This window comes from Pseudomonas sp. LBUM1646 (assembly GCF_059716165.1).
In genome coordinates this window covers 1,318,332-1,334,470 of sequence record NZ_CP166810.1, presented here as the reverse complement: position 1 = coordinate 1,334,470, position 16,139 = coordinate 1,318,332, and the positions used below count along the sequence as shown (strand labels likewise).

14 protein-coding genes are annotated in these 16,139 nt (G+C 59.9%); 11 read left to right on the top strand and 3 right to left on the bottom strand.

The window, feature by feature from the left end; all coding sequences use genetic code 11:
- Nucleotides 1-137 precede the first annotated feature (137 nt).
- Together ACA071_RS05805 and ACA071_RS05800 are read left to right on the top strand one after the other, a co-directional pair.
- A complete protein-coding gene (locus tag ACA071_RS05805) occupies nt 138-881 on the top strand; it encodes a M12 family metallopeptidase (RefSeq protein ID WP_497643520.1) in 744 nt (247 codons plus the stop codon).
- Nucleotides 882-925: 44 nt separating this feature from the next.
- Nucleotides 926-1,687, top strand: coding sequence for a hypothetical protein (locus ACA071_RS05800; protein ID WP_497643519.1), 762 nt, complete (start codon nt 926-928; stop codon nt 1,685-1,687).
- Here ACA071_RS05800 and ACA071_RS05795 read toward each other — a convergent pair.
- The gene (locus ACA071_RS05795; RefSeq protein WP_497643518.1) at nt 1,680-3,311 is read right to left on the bottom strand and encodes a Na+/H+ antiporter; all 1,632 of its coding nucleotides are present in this window, start codon (nt 3,309-3,311) and stop codon (nt 1,680-1,682) included. The genes ACA071_RS05800 and ACA071_RS05795 overlap by 8 nt on opposite strands.
- A 276-nt stretch (nt 3,312-3,587) precedes the next feature.
- Between ACA071_RS05795 and ACA071_RS05790 the strand changes: the two genes are divergently transcribed.
- The 4 genes from ACA071_RS05790 to ACA071_RS05775 all read left to right on the top strand — a co-directional run bounded on the left by ACA071_RS05790 (nt 3,588) and on the right by ACA071_RS05775 (nt 6,780).
- Complete coding sequence (locus tag ACA071_RS05790; protein ID WP_497643517.1) at nt 3,588-3,950, top strand: ArsC family reductase; 363 nt, start codon at nt 3,588-3,590, stop codon at nt 3,948-3,950.
- Between the two features lie 33 nt (nt 3,951-3,983).
- Nucleotides 3,984-5,018 carry a 2,3,4,5-tetrahydropyridine-2,6-dicarboxylate N-succinyltransferase gene (gene dapD / locus ACA071_RS05785; protein ID WP_497643516.1) on the top strand — a complete coding sequence of 345 codons (1,035 nt, stop codon included), beginning with the start codon at nt 3,984-3,986 and terminating at the stop codon, nt 5,016-5,018.
- Between the two features lie 155 nt (nt 5,019-5,173).
- Nucleotides 5,174-6,379, top strand: coding sequence for an aminotransferase class V-fold PLP-dependent enzyme (locus tag ACA071_RS05780; protein WP_497643515.1), 1,206 nt, complete (start codon nt 5,174-5,176; stop codon nt 6,377-6,379).
- Complete coding sequence (locus ACA071_RS05775; RefSeq protein WP_497643514.1) at nt 6,376-6,780, top strand: SufE family protein; 405 nt, start codon at nt 6,376-6,378, stop codon at nt 6,778-6,780. Before ACA071_RS05780 ends, ACA071_RS05775 begins: the two co-directional genes overlap by 4 nt.
- A 113-nt stretch (nt 6,781-6,893) precedes the next feature.
- Here the strand turns inward: ACA071_RS05775 and tcdA are convergent, their stop codons facing one another.
- The gene (tcdA, locus tag ACA071_RS05770; RefSeq protein ID WP_173860471.1) at nt 6,894-7,703 is read right to left on the bottom strand and encodes a tRNA cyclic N6-threonylcarbamoyladenosine(37) synthase TcdA; all 810 of its coding nucleotides are present in this window, start codon (nt 7,701-7,703) and stop codon (nt 6,894-6,896) included.
- A gap of 219 nt (nt 7,704-7,922) precedes the next feature.
- Here tcdA and ACA071_RS05765 point away from each other — a divergent pair, with 219 nt between their 5' ends.
- The 4 genes from ACA071_RS05765 to ACA071_RS05750 all read left to right on the top strand — a co-directional run bounded on the left by ACA071_RS05765 (nt 7,923) and on the right by ACA071_RS05750 (nt 13,125).
- Entirely contained in the window at nt 7,923-10,514 is a 2,592-nt protein-coding gene (locus ACA071_RS05765) for a glycosyltransferase (protein ID WP_497643513.1), read from the top strand.
- Between the two features lie 197 nt (nt 10,515-10,711).
- Nucleotides 10,712-11,863: a succinyl-diaminopimelate desuccinylase gene (gene dapE, locus ACA071_RS05760; RefSeq protein ID WP_497643512.1), complete on the top strand. Its 1,152-nt coding sequence runs from the start codon at nt 10,712-10,714 to the stop codon at nt 11,861-11,863.
- Complete coding sequence (locus ACA071_RS05755; RefSeq protein WP_497643511.1) at nt 11,863-12,672, top strand: putative RNA methyltransferase; 810 nt, start codon at nt 11,863-11,865, stop codon at nt 12,670-12,672. Before dapE ends, ACA071_RS05755 begins: the two co-directional genes overlap by 1 nt.
- A gap of 75 nt (nt 12,673-12,747) precedes the next feature.
- The gene (locus tag ACA071_RS05750; protein WP_497643510.1) at nt 12,748-13,125 is read left to right on the top strand and encodes a hypothetical protein; all 378 of its coding nucleotides are present in this window, start codon (nt 12,748-12,750) and stop codon (nt 13,123-13,125) included.
- 127 nt (nt 13,126-13,252) lie between these two features.
- Here the strand turns inward: ACA071_RS05750 and ACA071_RS05745 are convergent, their stop codons facing one another.
- Nucleotides 13,253-13,462 (bottom strand): cold-shock protein, encoded by a 210-nt coding sequence (locus ACA071_RS05745; protein ID WP_123405723.1) that lies wholly within the window; start codon nt 13,460-13,462, stop codon nt 13,253-13,255.
- Nucleotides 13,463-13,627: 165 nt separating this feature from the next.
- On the opposite strand from ACA071_RS05745, the gene plsB reads away from it, so the two are divergent.
- Nucleotides 13,628-16,132: a glycerol-3-phosphate 1-O-acyltransferase PlsB gene (gene plsB, locus ACA071_RS05740; RefSeq protein ID WP_497643509.1), complete on the top strand. Its 2,505-nt coding sequence runs from the start codon at nt 13,628-13,630 to the stop codon at nt 16,130-16,132.
- The last annotated feature ends 7 nt before the right edge of the window (nt 16,133-16,139 follow it).

Here is a 16,139-nt window from a genome sequence, read left to right as displayed (position 1 = left end):
TGCGGGCCGCATCAACATCAAGTAACAGCCTCACCCTTATTTAAACTTAACAACTTGGCGTATCTCGCTTAGCCTTCCATTGCTCGCTCGACACCCGAATGACTCGGTTGTTGTTTTTAAGCACATGGACGTCAACTATGAATAACCCACCTTGCAAAATAATGAAGCCCGCCAATGAGCTGGCGTCTTACTTTGTCGCTGTAGAAGAAAACCCTAACAACGAAAAACAGACAGCTCCCGGTGGACGCCATAAACGTTCGGTCGGTACTTGGAACAAGTTCTGGCGCGTTGGCCGGGTGCTAAACATTACATTTATGGAAGCGTTACCCGATAGCCTTAAACGCCGGATAGAAAGTCTCATCCGCCAATGGGAGCCCTCCACTCACCTGACGTTCACCTTTGACGAGACGGTACCCGGTCATATCCGCATCACCACCCACGGCCAATACAACGAGTCTTTTATCGGCACCGACGCATTGCTCATCGCTGAGGACAAGCCCACGCTGAGCCTGGGCACGATGCCTGAACACCCTGAGTTTGATGTCACCGTACTTCACGAATTCGGGCATGCGTTAGGCCTCGAACACGAACATCAGCACCCCAAGGCGAATATTCCGTGGGACAAACCCAAGGTCTATGAGTTTTATAAGACCCACTACTTATGGACCGAAGAACAAATTGACTTCAACGTGTTCAATACCCTGCCCAACGATGAAGTTCTCCATGGCCCCTATGACCGGGATTCGGTCATGCATTACAAAGTAATCAATGAGTTGACCCTCGGTGACTGGGAAGTAGGTGACAACACTCAAATCAGCAAACTTGATCGACGCAATATGCGCCGAGCCTATCCAAAACCGACACCCGCTGTCGATGCCTGATAATTGCCACGCCATGCCCCAACAACTAACACGGAAGTTACCGCATGAATAACGCAACACCTTGCTTGATTAAAGAAGCTGCAGACATCCATGTTTCTTATGACGTTGCCATCAGCGAAAACCCTGCAAATCGGCGTATGGCGGCACCCGGTCGCGGTAAGCGTGCCGCCATCAAGCACACGCACTTCTGGGCACCTGGCCGCACCTTGCGCATTGCTTTTCTGGACGGGGATCAAGCCTTCAAAGAGGCCACCATCGCCGCCGCCAATCACTGGCTGCCGCATATCAACCTGAAATTCGACTTCGTTGACGGTGAAGAAGGTGACATCCGCATCAGCTGTACTCCCGGCACTTACTGGTCGACTGTCGGCACCGATGCGTTGCTGCGTGAAGAGGGCCCGACCATGGGCCTGTCGCCGGACATGCGCATGCCGGGGTTTTTCGCCGCCAATGTGATGCACGAGTTTGGCCATGTGTTGGGCGCCCAGCATGAGCATCAGCATCCCGAGGCGAACATTCCCTGGAACAAGCCCGCGGTCTACGAGGCGCATGGCGGGAATGCGGACGATTACGAGGAAGACGGCGACCACTACGATTACGTGCGCGATGTTATTAATCAACGTTACTTCAATCGCCTCGATGGCAACGAAGTCCGACACTCGCCCTATGACCCGAAGTCGATCATGCACTATGCGATCCGTCAGGAATGGACCCACGGCGACTTCAAGATTGACCTCAACCTGGTGCTCAGTGAGAAGGACAAGGCGTTCATGGCTGAGGCCTACCCTTACCCCGACACTATTTGACCTGCCCCAGGTTGGCCTCACTTAAATCCAGTTCCCCCAACACCTCACGCAATACGTCATCACCAATCTGGTGATGACGACTTAAGCTGTACAACTCCAGGCGTTGCGCCCGCAACGCCTTCAAGCGCAGACGTCGTTCCAGCAGATCCATCTGGAACGCCAGCGCCTGGGCTTCGGCGGAATCGTTGAACACCTCCAGTTGATGACGATATTCGGACATGATCCGCGCTTTGAGTTCAGCCGCCAGCGCTGCCTCAGCCGCATCCGCAGGCTTGGCCTCTTCGATTTCCAGCGCATGAATCGCCGCTTCAGCGGTTTTGCGCCAGGCCTCGCGCACTTCATTGCGGCGCTTGTCGTCGGGGCTTTTCTCGATGCCTCGCAGCAACAGCGGCAAAGCAATGCACGCGGCAATCAGCGACAACAGAATCACCCCAGCGGCGATGAAAATCAGCAGGTCACGCTCAGGAAATGCGTCTGCACCCATCAGCAACGGCACCGAGAGCACGCCCGCCAGAGTCACCGCACCGCGAACGCCGCCAACTGTCAGCAACCAGCACGAACGCGCCGTGGGCACCAGCGTCAGCTCACCCTTGCCACGCCAGCGCCGCAGCAGGCCCGACATCCGCCAAGTGCTCTGCACCCAGACAAACCGCAGCACCAGCAACACCAGGAAAATCGCCACCACATCCAGGCACCGATAGAGCAGCGTCGGCCACAACGAGGTTTCGTGGCTGGCTACGGCCTTGATAATGTCCGGCAATTGCAAGCCCAGCAGCAGGAAGATCAAACCGTTGAAGGCGAACTCCAACAACGACCAGACGCTGCGATTGAGCAACCGGGTGCTGGTCTGGCGCGGCAACAGGTCGAGCCAGCTCTGCATCATCCCCGCCGCCACCGCCGACAGAATCCCCGAGGCCCCAAGACGTTCGGCCAGTACATAAGCGGCGAACGGCAACAGCAACATAAAAACCACGTGAGTCGCCGGATCATCCCAGCCGCGGGCGATCATCCACGATCGCAAGCGCCCGACCAGCCAGCTCAACGCCACACCGGTCGCCAGGCCGCCAACAGCGACTAACACAAACGTCAGACTGGCGTTGGCCAGGGAGAACACACCGGTGACGGCGGCAACCAGGGCAAACTTGAAGGTCACCAGGCCCGAGGCGTCGTTCATCAAGGCCTCGCCCTGCAGCATGTGCATCAGCGGCGTCGGCAGACGGTTCTGGGAAATCGCCGAGACCGCCACGGCATCGGTCGGCGACAGCACCGCCGCCAAGGCAAACGCCACCGGTAGCGGAATGCTCGGGATCAACCAATGAATGAAATACCCGGCGCCGACCACGGTGAACAGCACCAGGCCGACCGCCAACGTCAGGATCGGCCCGCGCAACCGCCACAGTTCACGCTTGGGCATGCGCCAGCCATCGGAAAACAACAGCGGCGGCAGGAACAGAAAGAGGAACAGCTCTGGATCCAGCGCCACGTGCAACCCCAACGTCGGCCAGGCCAGTAACGCGCCCGCGCCGATTTGCACCAGCGGCAATGGCAACGGGATCACCCGTCCGATCAGACGTGAGACGCCGACCAGCATCAACAGGATCAGGACGGTGTAGGCGGTCTGCATAAAGCGTTTTCCCAGGCAATCGACAGCATTGAAGTGCCATATTAGCCGCTTAGACTGGCGGCTGGCCGTTGCACCAATGTCGCATCGCCCACAAACACCGCAAAACCTGTAGGAGCAAAGCTTGCTCGCGATAGCGGTGGGTCAGTCGCTATCAATGTTGCCTGACACTCCGCCATCGCGAGCAAGCTTTGCTCCTACAGGTTTTGCGCTTTAACCGGAAGGCCATGGCATAATCCGTCACCATTTTTTTCCAGCACCTGTAAAGGGGGCAATTCCTTGACCGTTTCAAGTAAAACGTTGCACCTTTTCGGCATCAAAGCCTGCGACACCATGAAAAAGGCGCGCACCTGGCTCGATGAACACGCTGTCAGCTATGACTTTCATGATTACAAAGCGGTCGGAATCGACCGTGAACACCTGACCCAATGGTGCGACGAGCACGGCTGGCAAGTGGTGTTGAACCGTGCAGGCACGACCTTTCGCAAACTCGACGACGAACGCAAAGCCGATCTCGACCAAGCGAAAGCCATCGAACTGATGCTCGCACAACCCTCGATGATCAAGCGCCCGGTGCTTGATCTCGGTGACCGAACCCTGATTGGCTTCAAGCCAGATATCTACGCGGCCGCACTCAAGTAAGGCAGCCCGTTCCTTTTTGTTAGAGGTATCAACATGTCCAATTCTCTGTTCAGCCTGGCCTTTGGTGTCGGCACTCAAAACCGTCAAGGCACCTGGCTGGAAGTGTTTTACGCACAGCCGCTGCTCAATCCATCGGCTGAACTGGTCGCTGCCATTGCCCCGGTTCTGGGCTACACCGAAGGCAATCAGGCCATCGCGTTCACCACCGCCCAGGCCTCGCAACTGGCTGAAGCGCTGAAAAGTGTCGACGCAGGCCAAGCCGCGCTGCTGACCCGCTTAGCCGAAAGCCACAAGCCGCTGGTCGCGACCATTCTGGCTGAAGATGCGCAACTGACGTCCACGCCTGAGGCTTACCTCAAGCTGCACCTGCTGTCCCATCGTCTGGTCAAGCCGCACGGCCTGAACCTGGCCGGCGTGTTCCCGCTGCTGCCGAACGTTGCCTGGACCAGCCAGGGCGCGATCGATCTGGCCGAACTGGCCGAACATCAACTGGAAGCGCGCCTGCGCGGCGAGCTGCTGGAAGTGTTCTCGGTGGACAAGTTCCCGAAAATGACCGACTACGTGGTTCCGGCCGGCGTGCGTATTGCTGACGCCGCGCGTATCCGCCTGGGCGCCTACGTGGGCGAAGGCACCACCGTGATGCACGAAGGTTTCGTCAACTTCAACGCCGGTACCGAAGGCCCGGGCATGATCGAAGGTCGTGTTTCGGCTGGCGTTTTCGTCGGCAAGGGTTCGGACCTGGGCGGCGGCTGTTCGACCATGGGCACCCTGTCGGGCGGCGGCAACATCGTGATCAAGGTCGGCGAAGGCTGCCTGATCGGCGCCAACGCCGGTATCGGTATCCCGTTGGGCGACCGCAACACTGTTGAATCGGGCCTGTACGTGACCGCTGGCACCAAAGTGGCGCTGCTGGACGAGAACAACAAACTGGTCAAAGTCGTGAAGGCTCGTGAACTGGCCGGTCAACCAGACCTGCTGTTCCGTCGCAATTCGGAAACCGGTGCCGTGGAATGCAAAACCCACAAATCGGCCATCGAACTGAACGAAGCGCTGCACGCTCACAACTAAGCAGAGCGTCAAACGATTCCCTGCACTTTGTAGGAGCAAGGCTTGCCCGCGAAGCTTTTGGCTGTTTCAAGGGCCCCTTCGCGAGCAAGCTTTGCTCCTACAAGGCCAGGAAGGTCAGGCGTATACCCCGCCCATGTTTACCAGGGCCGAACACCATGATGATTCCCTCTCCCTGGCGCGCCGATTTTCCGGCCATCGCCGCCTTGCAACGGCAAGACCAGACCTATCTGGACAACGCCGCCACCACGCAAAAACCTCAAGCTCTGCTGGACGCCCTGGGGCATTACTACGCCAACGGCGCGGCCAACGTGCATCGGGCGCAACACTTGCCGGGCGCTCATGCGACCCAGGCGTTCGAGAACAGCCGCAGCAAAGTCGCGCAATGGCTCAATGCCGGCGATTGCGGGCAGATCATCTTCACTCACGGCGCAACGTCTGCGCTGAACCTCCTGGCCTATGGCCTGGAACACTTATTCAATCCGGGCGATGAAATTGTCATCAGCGCCCTGGAGCATCACGCCAACCTGCTGCCCTGGCAGCAACTGGCCTTGCGTCGCGATCTGAAACTGCTGATTTTGCCGCTGGACGCCGACGGTGTGATCGACCTCGAGACTGCCGCGCAGTTGATCGGCCCGCGCACCCGGTTGCTGGCGGTCAGTCAGCTGTCAAACGTGTTAGGCGCCTGGCAGCCGTTGCCCGAATTGCTGGCGCTGGCCAAGGCGCACAACGCGCTGACCGTGGTCGATGGCGCCCAAGGCGTGGTCCACGGCCGGCATGACGTGCAGGCGCTGGGTTGCGACTTCTATGTGTTTTCCAGCCACAAGCTCTACGGCCCCGATGGCCTGGGCGTGCTGTTCGGGCGCAATGCGGCCCTTGAACAGCTGCGGCCATGGCAATTCGGTGGCGAAATGGTGTTGGACGCCAACTACCACGACGCCCGCTTCCGCCCGGCACCGTTGGGTTTCGAGGCCGGCACACCGCCGATTGCCAGTGTGATTGGCCTTGGGGCGACCCTGGGTTACCTCGCCGGTCTGGATCAGGACGCGGTGTCTGCCCACGAAGCGGCGCTGCATGACTATCTGCTCAAAGGCCTTCAGGCGCGCAATGGCATCCGTTTGTTGGGCAAGCCGCAACTGGCGTTGGCCAGTTTTATCGTCGAGGGTGTGCATAACTCGGATCTGGCGCATCTGCTGACCGAACAAGGGATCGCTGTGCGCGCCGGTCATCACTGCGCCATGCCGTTGCTCAAAAGCTTCGAACTGGCCGGGGCGATTCGGGTGTCGTTGGCGCTTTATAACGATTCCGAAGACCTGGAGCGGTTTTTCGAAGCTCTGGATCAGGCTTTGGAGTTGCTGCGATGAGTTTGCCGGCCGATGCCGTTGCGGCACTGGAAGCCTTTCAACAGGCCGGAAGCTGGGAACAGCGGGCGCGCCTTTTGATGCAATGGGGCGAGCGCCTGCCGGCGTTGAGCGATGTGGATAAAGTCGAGGCTAACCGAGTGCATGGCTGTGAAAGCCAAGTGTGGTTGGTGGGCGCGCTGCAGGATGGCCACTGGCAGTTCAGCGCTGGCAGCGATGCGCGGTTGATTCGGGGGCTGGTGGCGTTGCTGCTGGCGCGGGTTAACGGGTTGTCGGCCGCAGAGTTGCAGCAGGTGGATTTGCCAGAGTGGTTCAGTCAGCTTGGATTGAGCCGGCAGTTGTCGCCTTCGCGCAGTAATGGTCTCAATGCCGTGTTACAGCGAATGAACGAGTTGGCTGGCTGATCGTTCCCACGCTCTGCGTGGGAATGCCTCAACGGACGCTCCGCGTTCGGCTCTGGATGGGACGCGGAGCGTCCCGGGCTGCATTCCCACGCAGAGCGTGGGAATGATCGGGGTCAGGCAGGTTTGATACGATCCGCCGGCCGCCGCACACCCGCCACAATCTTATCCACAGCCTTGGTCGCCGCGACCATGCCGAACGTCGCCGTCACCATCATCACCGCACCAAACCCACCGGCGCAGTCGAGCTTCACGCCATCGCCGACAAAACTCTTCTGCAAGCAAATGCTGCCATCCGGTTTCGGGTAGCGCAGTTGCTCGGTGGAGAATACGCACGGCACGCTGTAATGGCGGGTCACGGTGCGGGAGAAGTTGTAGTCGCGGCGCAATGTCGAGCGCACTTTCGAGGCCAACGGATCGTTGAAGGTACGGTTCAAGTCGCAAACCTGGATCAGCGTCGGGTCAATCTGCCCGCCCGCACCGCCGGTGGTGATGATCTGGATCTTGCGGCGTTTGCACCAGGCGATCAGCGCAGCCTTGGCGTTAACGCTGTCGATGCAGTCGATCACGCAGTCGATGTTCGGCGTGATGTACTCGGCCATGGTCTCACGGGTGACGAAATCCGCCACCGCGTGCACCGTGCAGTCCGGGTTGATCCCGCGCAGGCGCTCGGCCATCACTTCGACCTTGGGTTTGCCAACGGTGCTGTCCAGCGCATGCAACTGACGGTTAGCGTTACTGACGCAGACGTCGTCCAGGTCGAACAGCGAAATCTCGCCCACGCCACACCGGGCCACCGCTTCCGCCGCCCAGGAACCGACGCCACCGACGCCGACAATCGCCACATGGGCCGCGCGCAAGCGCTCCAGGCCCTCGATGCCATACAACCGAGCGATGCCGGCAAACCGCGGATCTTCTGTACTCATGACCATTACCCCAAAAACCGGCGCGCATTATAGGGCTTCGCAGCGACAAGTTTTAAGCCTCAAGCTACAAGTGTAAGAACTTAAGACAAACTTGAGTGCCAAATGTGAGGCTTTTCCCCGCCTGCTGTACGGTAAGGGAAAGCACGGTGTAGGATGCGCGCCCCTTGGCAGCATGCCGACCGTTCCTTCGTTCCACAGCCTCTGGAACCCGAAAAAGCTATGTCATCGCGTAAATTTGGACTCAACCTGGTCGTGGTGCTCGCCATCGCTGCCTTGTTTACTGGCTTCTGGGCGTTGATCAACCGCCCGGTCACCGCCCCCAACTGGCCTGAACAGATCTCCGGTTTTTCCTACTCGCCGTTTCAACAAGGCCAGTACCCACAGAAAGACCAATTCCCGAACGACGATGAAATGCGTCGCGACCTGGAGATCATGAGCAAGCTGACGGACAACATCCGTACCTACTCGGTCGACGGCACGCTGGAGGACATCCCCAAACTGGCGGAAGAGTTCGGCCTGCGGGTGACCCTGGGTATCTGGATCAGCCCGGACCAGGAACGCAACGAGCGCGAGATCCTGCGCGCCATCGAACTGGCCAACACTTCCCGCAGCGTGGTTCGGGTGGTTGTAGGCAACGAGGCGATCTTCCGTAAGGAAATTACCGCCGCCGAGCTGAGCGTCATCCTCGACCGGGTCCGCGCCGCCGTGAAAGTGCCGGTGACCACGTCCGAGCAATGGCACGTCTGGGAAGAACACCCGGAACTGGCCAAGCACGTCGACCTGATCGCCGCGCACGTTCTGCCTTATTGGGAATTCATCCCGGTGGACAAGGCCGGTCAGTTCGTCCTCGACCGTGCCCGGGACCTGAAAAAGATGTTCCCGAAAAAACCGCTGCTGCTCTCGGAGGTTGGCTGGCCGAGCAACGGCCGCATGCGTGGTGGCACCGACGCGAGCCCGGCAGATCAGGCGATCTACCTGCGGACATTGGTCAACAAGCTGAACCGTCAGGGCTTCAACTACTTCGTGATCGAAGCGTTTGACCAGCCGTGGAAGGCCAGCGACGAAGGCTCGGTAGGCGCGTATTGGGGCGTGTTCAACGCCGCACGCCAGCAGAAATTCAACTTCGAAGGCCCGGTGGTCGCGATCCCGCAATGGCGGGTGCTGGCGATCGGCTCGGCGGTGCTGGCCTTGCTGTCCCTGACTTTGCTGATGATCGACGGCTCGGCCCTGCGCCAACGTGGCCGCACCTTCCTGACCTTCATCGCGTTCTTGTGCGGTTCGGTTCTGGTGTGGATCGGTTACGACTACAGCCAGCAATACAGCACCTGGTTCAGCCTGACGGTGGGCTTTTTGCTCGCCCTCGGTGCGCTCGGGGTGTTTATCGTATTGCTGACCGAAGCCCACGAACTGGCCGAAGCGGTCTGGACCCACAAGCGCCGGCGAGAATTCCTGCCGGTCGAAGGTGATTCGGACTACCGACCGAAAGTGTCGATTCACGTACCGTGCTACAACGAGCCGCCGGAGATGGTCAAACAGACCCTCAACGCCCTGGCCAACCTCGACTATCCGGACTTCGAAGTCCTGATCATCGACAACAACACCAAGGACCCGGCGGTCTGGGAACCGGTGCGCGATTACTGTGAAACCCTCGGCCCGCGCTTCAGGTTCTTCCACGTCGCCCCGTTGGCCGGTTTCAAGGGTGGCGCGCTGAATTACCTGATTCCGCACACCGCCAAGGATGCCGAAGTGATTGCGGTGATCGACTCGGACTACTGCGTCGACCCGAACTGGCTCAAGCATATGGTGCCGCACTTCGCCGACCCGAAAATCGCCGTGGTGCAGTCGCCACAGGATTATCGCGACCAGAACGAAAGCACCTTCAAGAAGCTCTGCTATGCCGAATACAAAGGCTTCTTCCACATCGGCATGGTCACCCGTAACGACCGTGACGCGATCATCCAGCACGGCACCATGACCATGACCCGTCGCTCGGTGCTCGAGGAACTCGGCTGGGCCGACTGGTGCATCTGTGAAGACGCCGAGTTGGGTCTGCGGGTGTTTGAAAAAGGCTTGTCGGCGGCGTATTACCACACCAGCTACGGCAAAGGCCTGATGCCCGATACCTTTATCGACTTCAAGAAACAGCGTTTCCGCTGGGCCTATGGCGCGATTCAGATCATCAAGCGTCACACTGCCAGTTTGCTGCGCGGCAAGGACACCGAGCTGACCCGTGGCCAGCGTTACCACTTCCTCGCGGGCTGGTTGCCGTGGGTCGCGGACGGCATGAATATTTTCTTCACCGTCGGCGCCCTGTTGTGGTCTGCGGCGATGATCATCGTGCCGCAACGGGTCGATCCACCGCTGTTGATTTTCGCGATCCCGCCTTTGGCGCTGTTCGTGTTCAAGGTGGGTAAGATCATTTTCCTGTACCGCCGTGCGGTCGGGGTCAACCTGAAGGATGCGTTCTGCGCGGCACTGGCCGGGCTGGCGTTGTCGCACACCATCGCCAAAGCCGTGCTGTACGGCTTCTTCACCAGCAGCATTCCGTTCTTCCGTACACCGAAAAATGCCGATAACCACGGCTTCTGGGTGGCGATTTCGGAGGCTCGTGAAGAGATGTTCATCATGCTGCTGTTGTGGGGCGCGGCGCTGGGGATCTTCCTGGTGAACGGTTTGCCGAGCAACGACATGCGCTTCTGGGTGATCATGTTGCTGGTACAGTCGTTGCCGTACCTGGCGGCGCTGATCATGGCGTTCCTGTCTTCGCTGCCGAAACCGGTTGCCGAGCCTGAGCCTGCACCGGCTGTCTAAATCAGTACAGATGCACTAAACGGCGGCCAATGGCCGCCGTTTTGCTTTAAGATAACCGCCATTTTGCGCGCCCAGCACCAATTCCTGTAGGAGCAAAGCTTGCTCGCGATTGATGCGACTCGGTGTAACAGAAAGACCCCATCATCGTTCATCGCGGGCAAGCCTTGCTCCTACACAATTAGCTTCCGGAGTTTTCCATGACGGCCCACGCCGACCTTTCGCCGACCCTTCAACTCGCCATCGACCTGATCCGCCGTCCGTCCGTGACGCCGGTCGACGCCGATTGCCAGAAGCAGATGATGCAGCGCCTGGGCGATGCCGGTTTCATGCTTGAACCAATGCGCATCGAAGATGTGGATAACTTCTGGGCCACCCACGGCAAACACGACGGCCCGGTGCTGTGCTTCGCCGGCCACACCGACGTGGTCCCGACCGGTCCTGTCACGGCTTGGCAGATCGACCCGTTCAACGCGCTGATCGACGAACACGGCATGTTGTGCGGTCGTGGCGCGGCGGACATGAAAGGCAGCCTCGCCTCCATGACCGTAGCCGCCGAGCGTTTCGTTACCGACTACCCGGATCACAAGGGCAAAGTCGCTTTCCTGATCACCAGCGACGAAGAAGGCCCGGCGCACCACGGCACCAAGGCTGTGATCGAACGCCTCGCCGCCCGTAAAGAGCGTCTGGACTGGTGCATCGTCGGCGAACCGTCGAGCACCACCCTGGTCGGTGACGTGGTCAAGAATGGCCGTCGCGGCTCCCTCGGCGCCAAGCTGACCGTACGCGGTATTCAGGGTCACGTAGCCTATCCGCACCTGGCGAAAAACCCGATCCACCTCGCCGCCCCGGCGCTGGCTGAACTGGCCGCAGAGCATTGGGACCACGGCAACGACTTCTTCCCGCCGACCAGTTTCCAGATTTCCAACGTGAACTCCGGCACCGGCGCGACCAATGTGATTCCAGGTGACTTGGTGGCGGTGTTCAACTTCCGCTTCTCCACCGAATCCACCGTCGAAGGCCTGCAGAAACGTGTGGCCGATATCCTCGACAAGCATGGCCTGGACTGGCACGTGGATTGGGCGCTGTCGGGCCTGCCGTTCCTCACCGAGCCGGGCGCTTTGCTGGATGCCGTCGCGTCGAGCATCAAGGACATCACCGGTCGCGAAACCAAGGCCTCCACCAGTGGTGGCACCTCTGACGGGCGCTTCATCGCGACCATGGGCACCCAAGTGGTTGAACTGGGGCCGGTCAACGCGACGATCCACCAGGTCAACGAGCGCGTGCTGGCCGCCGACCTCGATGTGCTGACCGAAATCTATTACCAGACCCTGATCAAGTTGCTCGCCTGATGCTGGCCTGCCCGATCTGCAGCGAACCGCTGAACGCGGTGGACAACGGCGTGGCTTGCCCCGCCGGGCATCGTTTCGACCGCGCGCGCCAGGGTTACCTGAACCTGCTGCCGGTGCAGCACAAGAATAGCCGCGACCCTGGGGATAACCTGGCGATGGTCGAGGCCCGTCGCGACTTCTTGAACGCCGGCCATTACGCGCCGGTGGCCAAGCGCCTGGCGGAACTGGCGGCGCAGTACGCGCCCCAGCGTTGGCTCGACATCGGGTGTGGCGAGGGTTACTACACCGCGCAAATCGCCGAAGCCTTGCCGAATGCCGATGGCTACGCGCTGGACATTTCCCGGGAAGCGGTCAAACGCGCCTGCAAACGCAATCCGGCACTGACCTGGTTGATCGCCAGCATGGCGCGGGTGCCATTGGCGTCCGGCAGTTGCCAGTTCCTCGCCAGTGTCTTCAGCCCGTTGGACTGGGAAGAAGCCAAACGCTTGCTCAGCCCTGGCGGCGGCTTGATGAAAGTCGGGCCGACCAGCGGCCACCTGATGGAATTGCGCGAACGGCTGTATGACGAAGTTCGTGAATACACCGACGACAAGCATTTGGCCCTGGTGCCGGAAGGCATGGCGCTGGCGCACAGCGAAACCCTGGAATTCGAACTGATACTGGAAAGTGGTCAGGATCGTGCCAACCTGTTGGCCATGACCCCCCACGGCTGGCGCGCCAGTGCCGAACGCCGCGCGGCCGTCATCGAACAGGTCGAGCCGTTCGAGGTCACTGTGTCGATGCGTTACGATTACTTTGTACTTCAATAATTTTTGGTCTTGAGCAACAGCTTGAGGCCGGCTAAATCCGCGAATGGATTTTTCAAGACCGCAGTGAGGACATCCATGCGCCAACCCGATATCGAGATTTACCTGAAAGACGCTGACGTCGACTACAAAGCCGTCGCCGACTGGCTTAGCGAAGCGTTGGGCCAGTGCAGTGAATGGGTCAAGAAGGGCCAGACTTACAAGTGCAAGGCCGGCAACGTGCCCGTGACCTGGCTGCCGAAAGCTGTCGGCAAGTGGAACAGCCTGTTCCTGGACAGCGACCAGACCCCGTGGGAAGACGATATCGCCTGCGCCCGCGCCGCCTTTGCCGCGCTGAACGTCGAAGTGCGTTGCGCGCCGGGTACGTGGGTCGAGGAAGAAGGTGAAGAGTCGGCGGATCGCTGGATGCGCATCAGCGTTGATGGCGAAGAAGAGATCACCTGGAAAACCGCCTGACACCGATCGTTCCCACGCTCTGCGTGGGAATGCCTCAACGGACGCTCCGCGTTCGGCTGTGAAAGGGACGCAGAGCGTCCCGTGCTGCATTCCCACGCAGAGCGTGGGAACGATCTAGAGAGTGGGTTTACAACCCCACCACATCCTCAGCCTGCAAACCCTTCTCCCCCGTCACCACGGCGTATTCAACCTGCTGGCCTTCAGCCAACGAACGGTGGCCTTCGCCACGGATCGCGCGGTAGTGCACGAACACGTCCACCCCGTCCTCGCGCTGAATAAAGCCGTAGCCCTTGGCGTCGTTGAACCACTTCACACTGCCGGTTTCGCGCGTTGCCATGTATCAGTCCCTCTTCTTTTTATTTTGAGCGGTCGAGTATATGACAGGCACCAAAACTCTCAACTCAAGATTACTTGAGCGCTTTTTTGCCGATTTTCGATGAATCCGGCACACTATCGGCCGCCCGAGCATTTGCTCGGTTTTATTCACTCACGCAGAAGCCGTATGACCCGCTCCCCGTTCCGTCGTCTTGTGTTTGGCACCCTGCGCCGACTGTTGTACCTCTGGGTTCGCTCGGAGACGATCAACCAGTCGTCCTTTACCCTCAACCTCGACCGCAGCCGTCCGGTGTTCTACGTCCTGCAAAACCCTTCACTGACCGACCTGGCCGTGGTCGACGCCGAGTGCACCAAGGCCGGCCTACCACGCCCGGTGCTGCCGGTTTCGGTAGGTAATCTGCTAGAGCCTGCCGCGTTCTTTTACCTGACACCCGAGCCCGATTGGCTAGGCCGCCAGGACAAACGCGGCGCGCCGCCGACCCTGACCCGACTGGTCAGTGCCCTGAGCCAGAATGCCGCCGAAGATGCGCAGATCATTCCGGTCAGCGTGTTCTGGGGCCAGTCGCCGGACAGCGAGTCGAGCCCGTGGAAGCTGTTGTTCGCCGACAGCTGGGCGGTCACCGGGCGTTTGCGCCGGTTGCTGAGCATCATCGTGCTGGGGCGCAAGACCCGCGTACAGTTCTCGGCGCCGATCCATCTGCGCGAACTGATCGAGCACAACAAGGGCCACGAACGCACCGTGCGCATGGCCCAGCGGATTCTGCGGGTGCACTTCCGCAACCTCAAAGCCGCCGTCATCGGCCCGGACATTTCCCACCGTCGCAACCTGGTCAAAGGCTTGCTCAATCAGCCGTTGGTCAAGCAAGCGATTCTCGATGAAGCCGAGCGCGAAAACATCTCCCCGGAGAAAGCCAAGGCCCAGGCCCTGCGCTACGGCAACGAGATCGCCTCCGACTACACCTACACCGCGATCCGTTTTCTGGAAGTGGTGCTGAGCTGGTTCTGGAACAAGATCTACGACGGGATCAAGGTCAACCACATCGAAGGCGTGCAGAACGTCGCACAGGGTCACGAAGTCATCTACGTGCCCTGCCACCGCAGCCACATCGATTACCTGCTGCTTTCGTATCTGCTGTTCCGCAACGGCCTGACCCCGCCGCACATCGCCGCCGGGATCAACCTGAACATGCCGGTGATCGGCAGCCTATTGCGCCGTGGCGGTGCGTTTTTCATGCGCCGCACCTTCAAGGGCAACCCGCTCTATACCTCGGTGTTCAACGAATACCTGCACACATTGTTCACCAAAGGCTTCCCGGTCGAGTACTTCGTCGAAGGCGGCCGTTCGCGCACCGGGCGCATGCTGCAACCGAAAACCGGGATGCTGGCGATCACCCTGCGCAGCTTCCTGCGTTCGTCGCGCATGCCCATCGTGTTTATCCCGGTGTACATCGGCTATGAGCGTGTCCTGGAAGGCCGGACTTACCTCGGCGAACTGCGTGGCGCGAGCAAGAAGAAAGAGTCGATCTTCGACATCTTCAAAGTCATCGGCGCCCTCAAGCAGCGCTTCGGCCAAGTGGCAGTGAACTTCGGCGAACCGATCAAACTGGCGGAATTCCTCGACAGCGAGCAGCCGGATTGGCGCCAACAGGAACTCGGCCCGCAGTTCAAACCGGCCTGGCTCAACGAAACCACTAACCGTCTAGGGGAGAAAGTTGCGCAGCATTTGAACGAAGCGGCCGCGATCAATCCGGTGAACCTCGTGGCTTTGGCGCTGCTGTCCACCAGCCGACTGGCTCTGGACGATCGCGCGATGGCGCGGGTACTCGATTTGTACCTGGCGCTGTTGCGCAAGGTTCCGTACTCGCCGCACACCACGTTACCGGAAGGTGACGGTCGGGCGCTGATCGAACATGTGAAGGACATGGACCTGCTGTCCGAGCAGAGCGATGCCCTGGGCAAGATTCTGTATCTGGACGAGCAGAACGCCGTCCTCATGACCTACTACCGCAACAACGTTTTGCACATCTTCGCGTTGCCGGCGCTGCTGGCGAGTTTCTTCCAGAGCGCCTCGCGCATGAGCCGCGAACAGATCCTGCGCTATACCCGCGCGCTGTATCCGTACCTGCAATCGGAACTGTTCATTCGCTGGTCCATGGATGAACTGGAGGCCGTGGTCGATCAATGGCTCGAAGCCTTTGTCGAGCAAGGCCTGCTGCGTTTCGAGAACGATGTGTACCTGCGTCCGGCGCCAAGCTCGCGGCATTTCGTGCTGCTGACCCTGCTGTCGAAAAGCATCGCCCAGACCCTGCAACGCTTCTACATGACTGTGTCCTTGCTGCTCAACAGCGGCCAGAACAGCGTCAGCGCCGAAGAACTGGAAGACTTGTGCACGGTCATGGCCCAGCGCCTGTCGATCCTCCATGGCCTGAACGCCCCGGAATTCTTCGACAAGAGCCTGTTCCGCCACTTCATCCAGACCCTGCTCGATCTCGACGTACTCAAGCGCGATGAAGCCGGCAAGCTGAGCTATCACGAGTTGCTCGGTGAACTGGCGGAAGGCGCGGCGAAGCGCGTATTACCGGCGGAGATTCGCTTGTCGATCCGTCAGGTGGCGTTGCATCGCAGTGAAGATGCGGCAGATCAGGTCGTCACTCCGACGCAGGCTGATTAAATCCCCT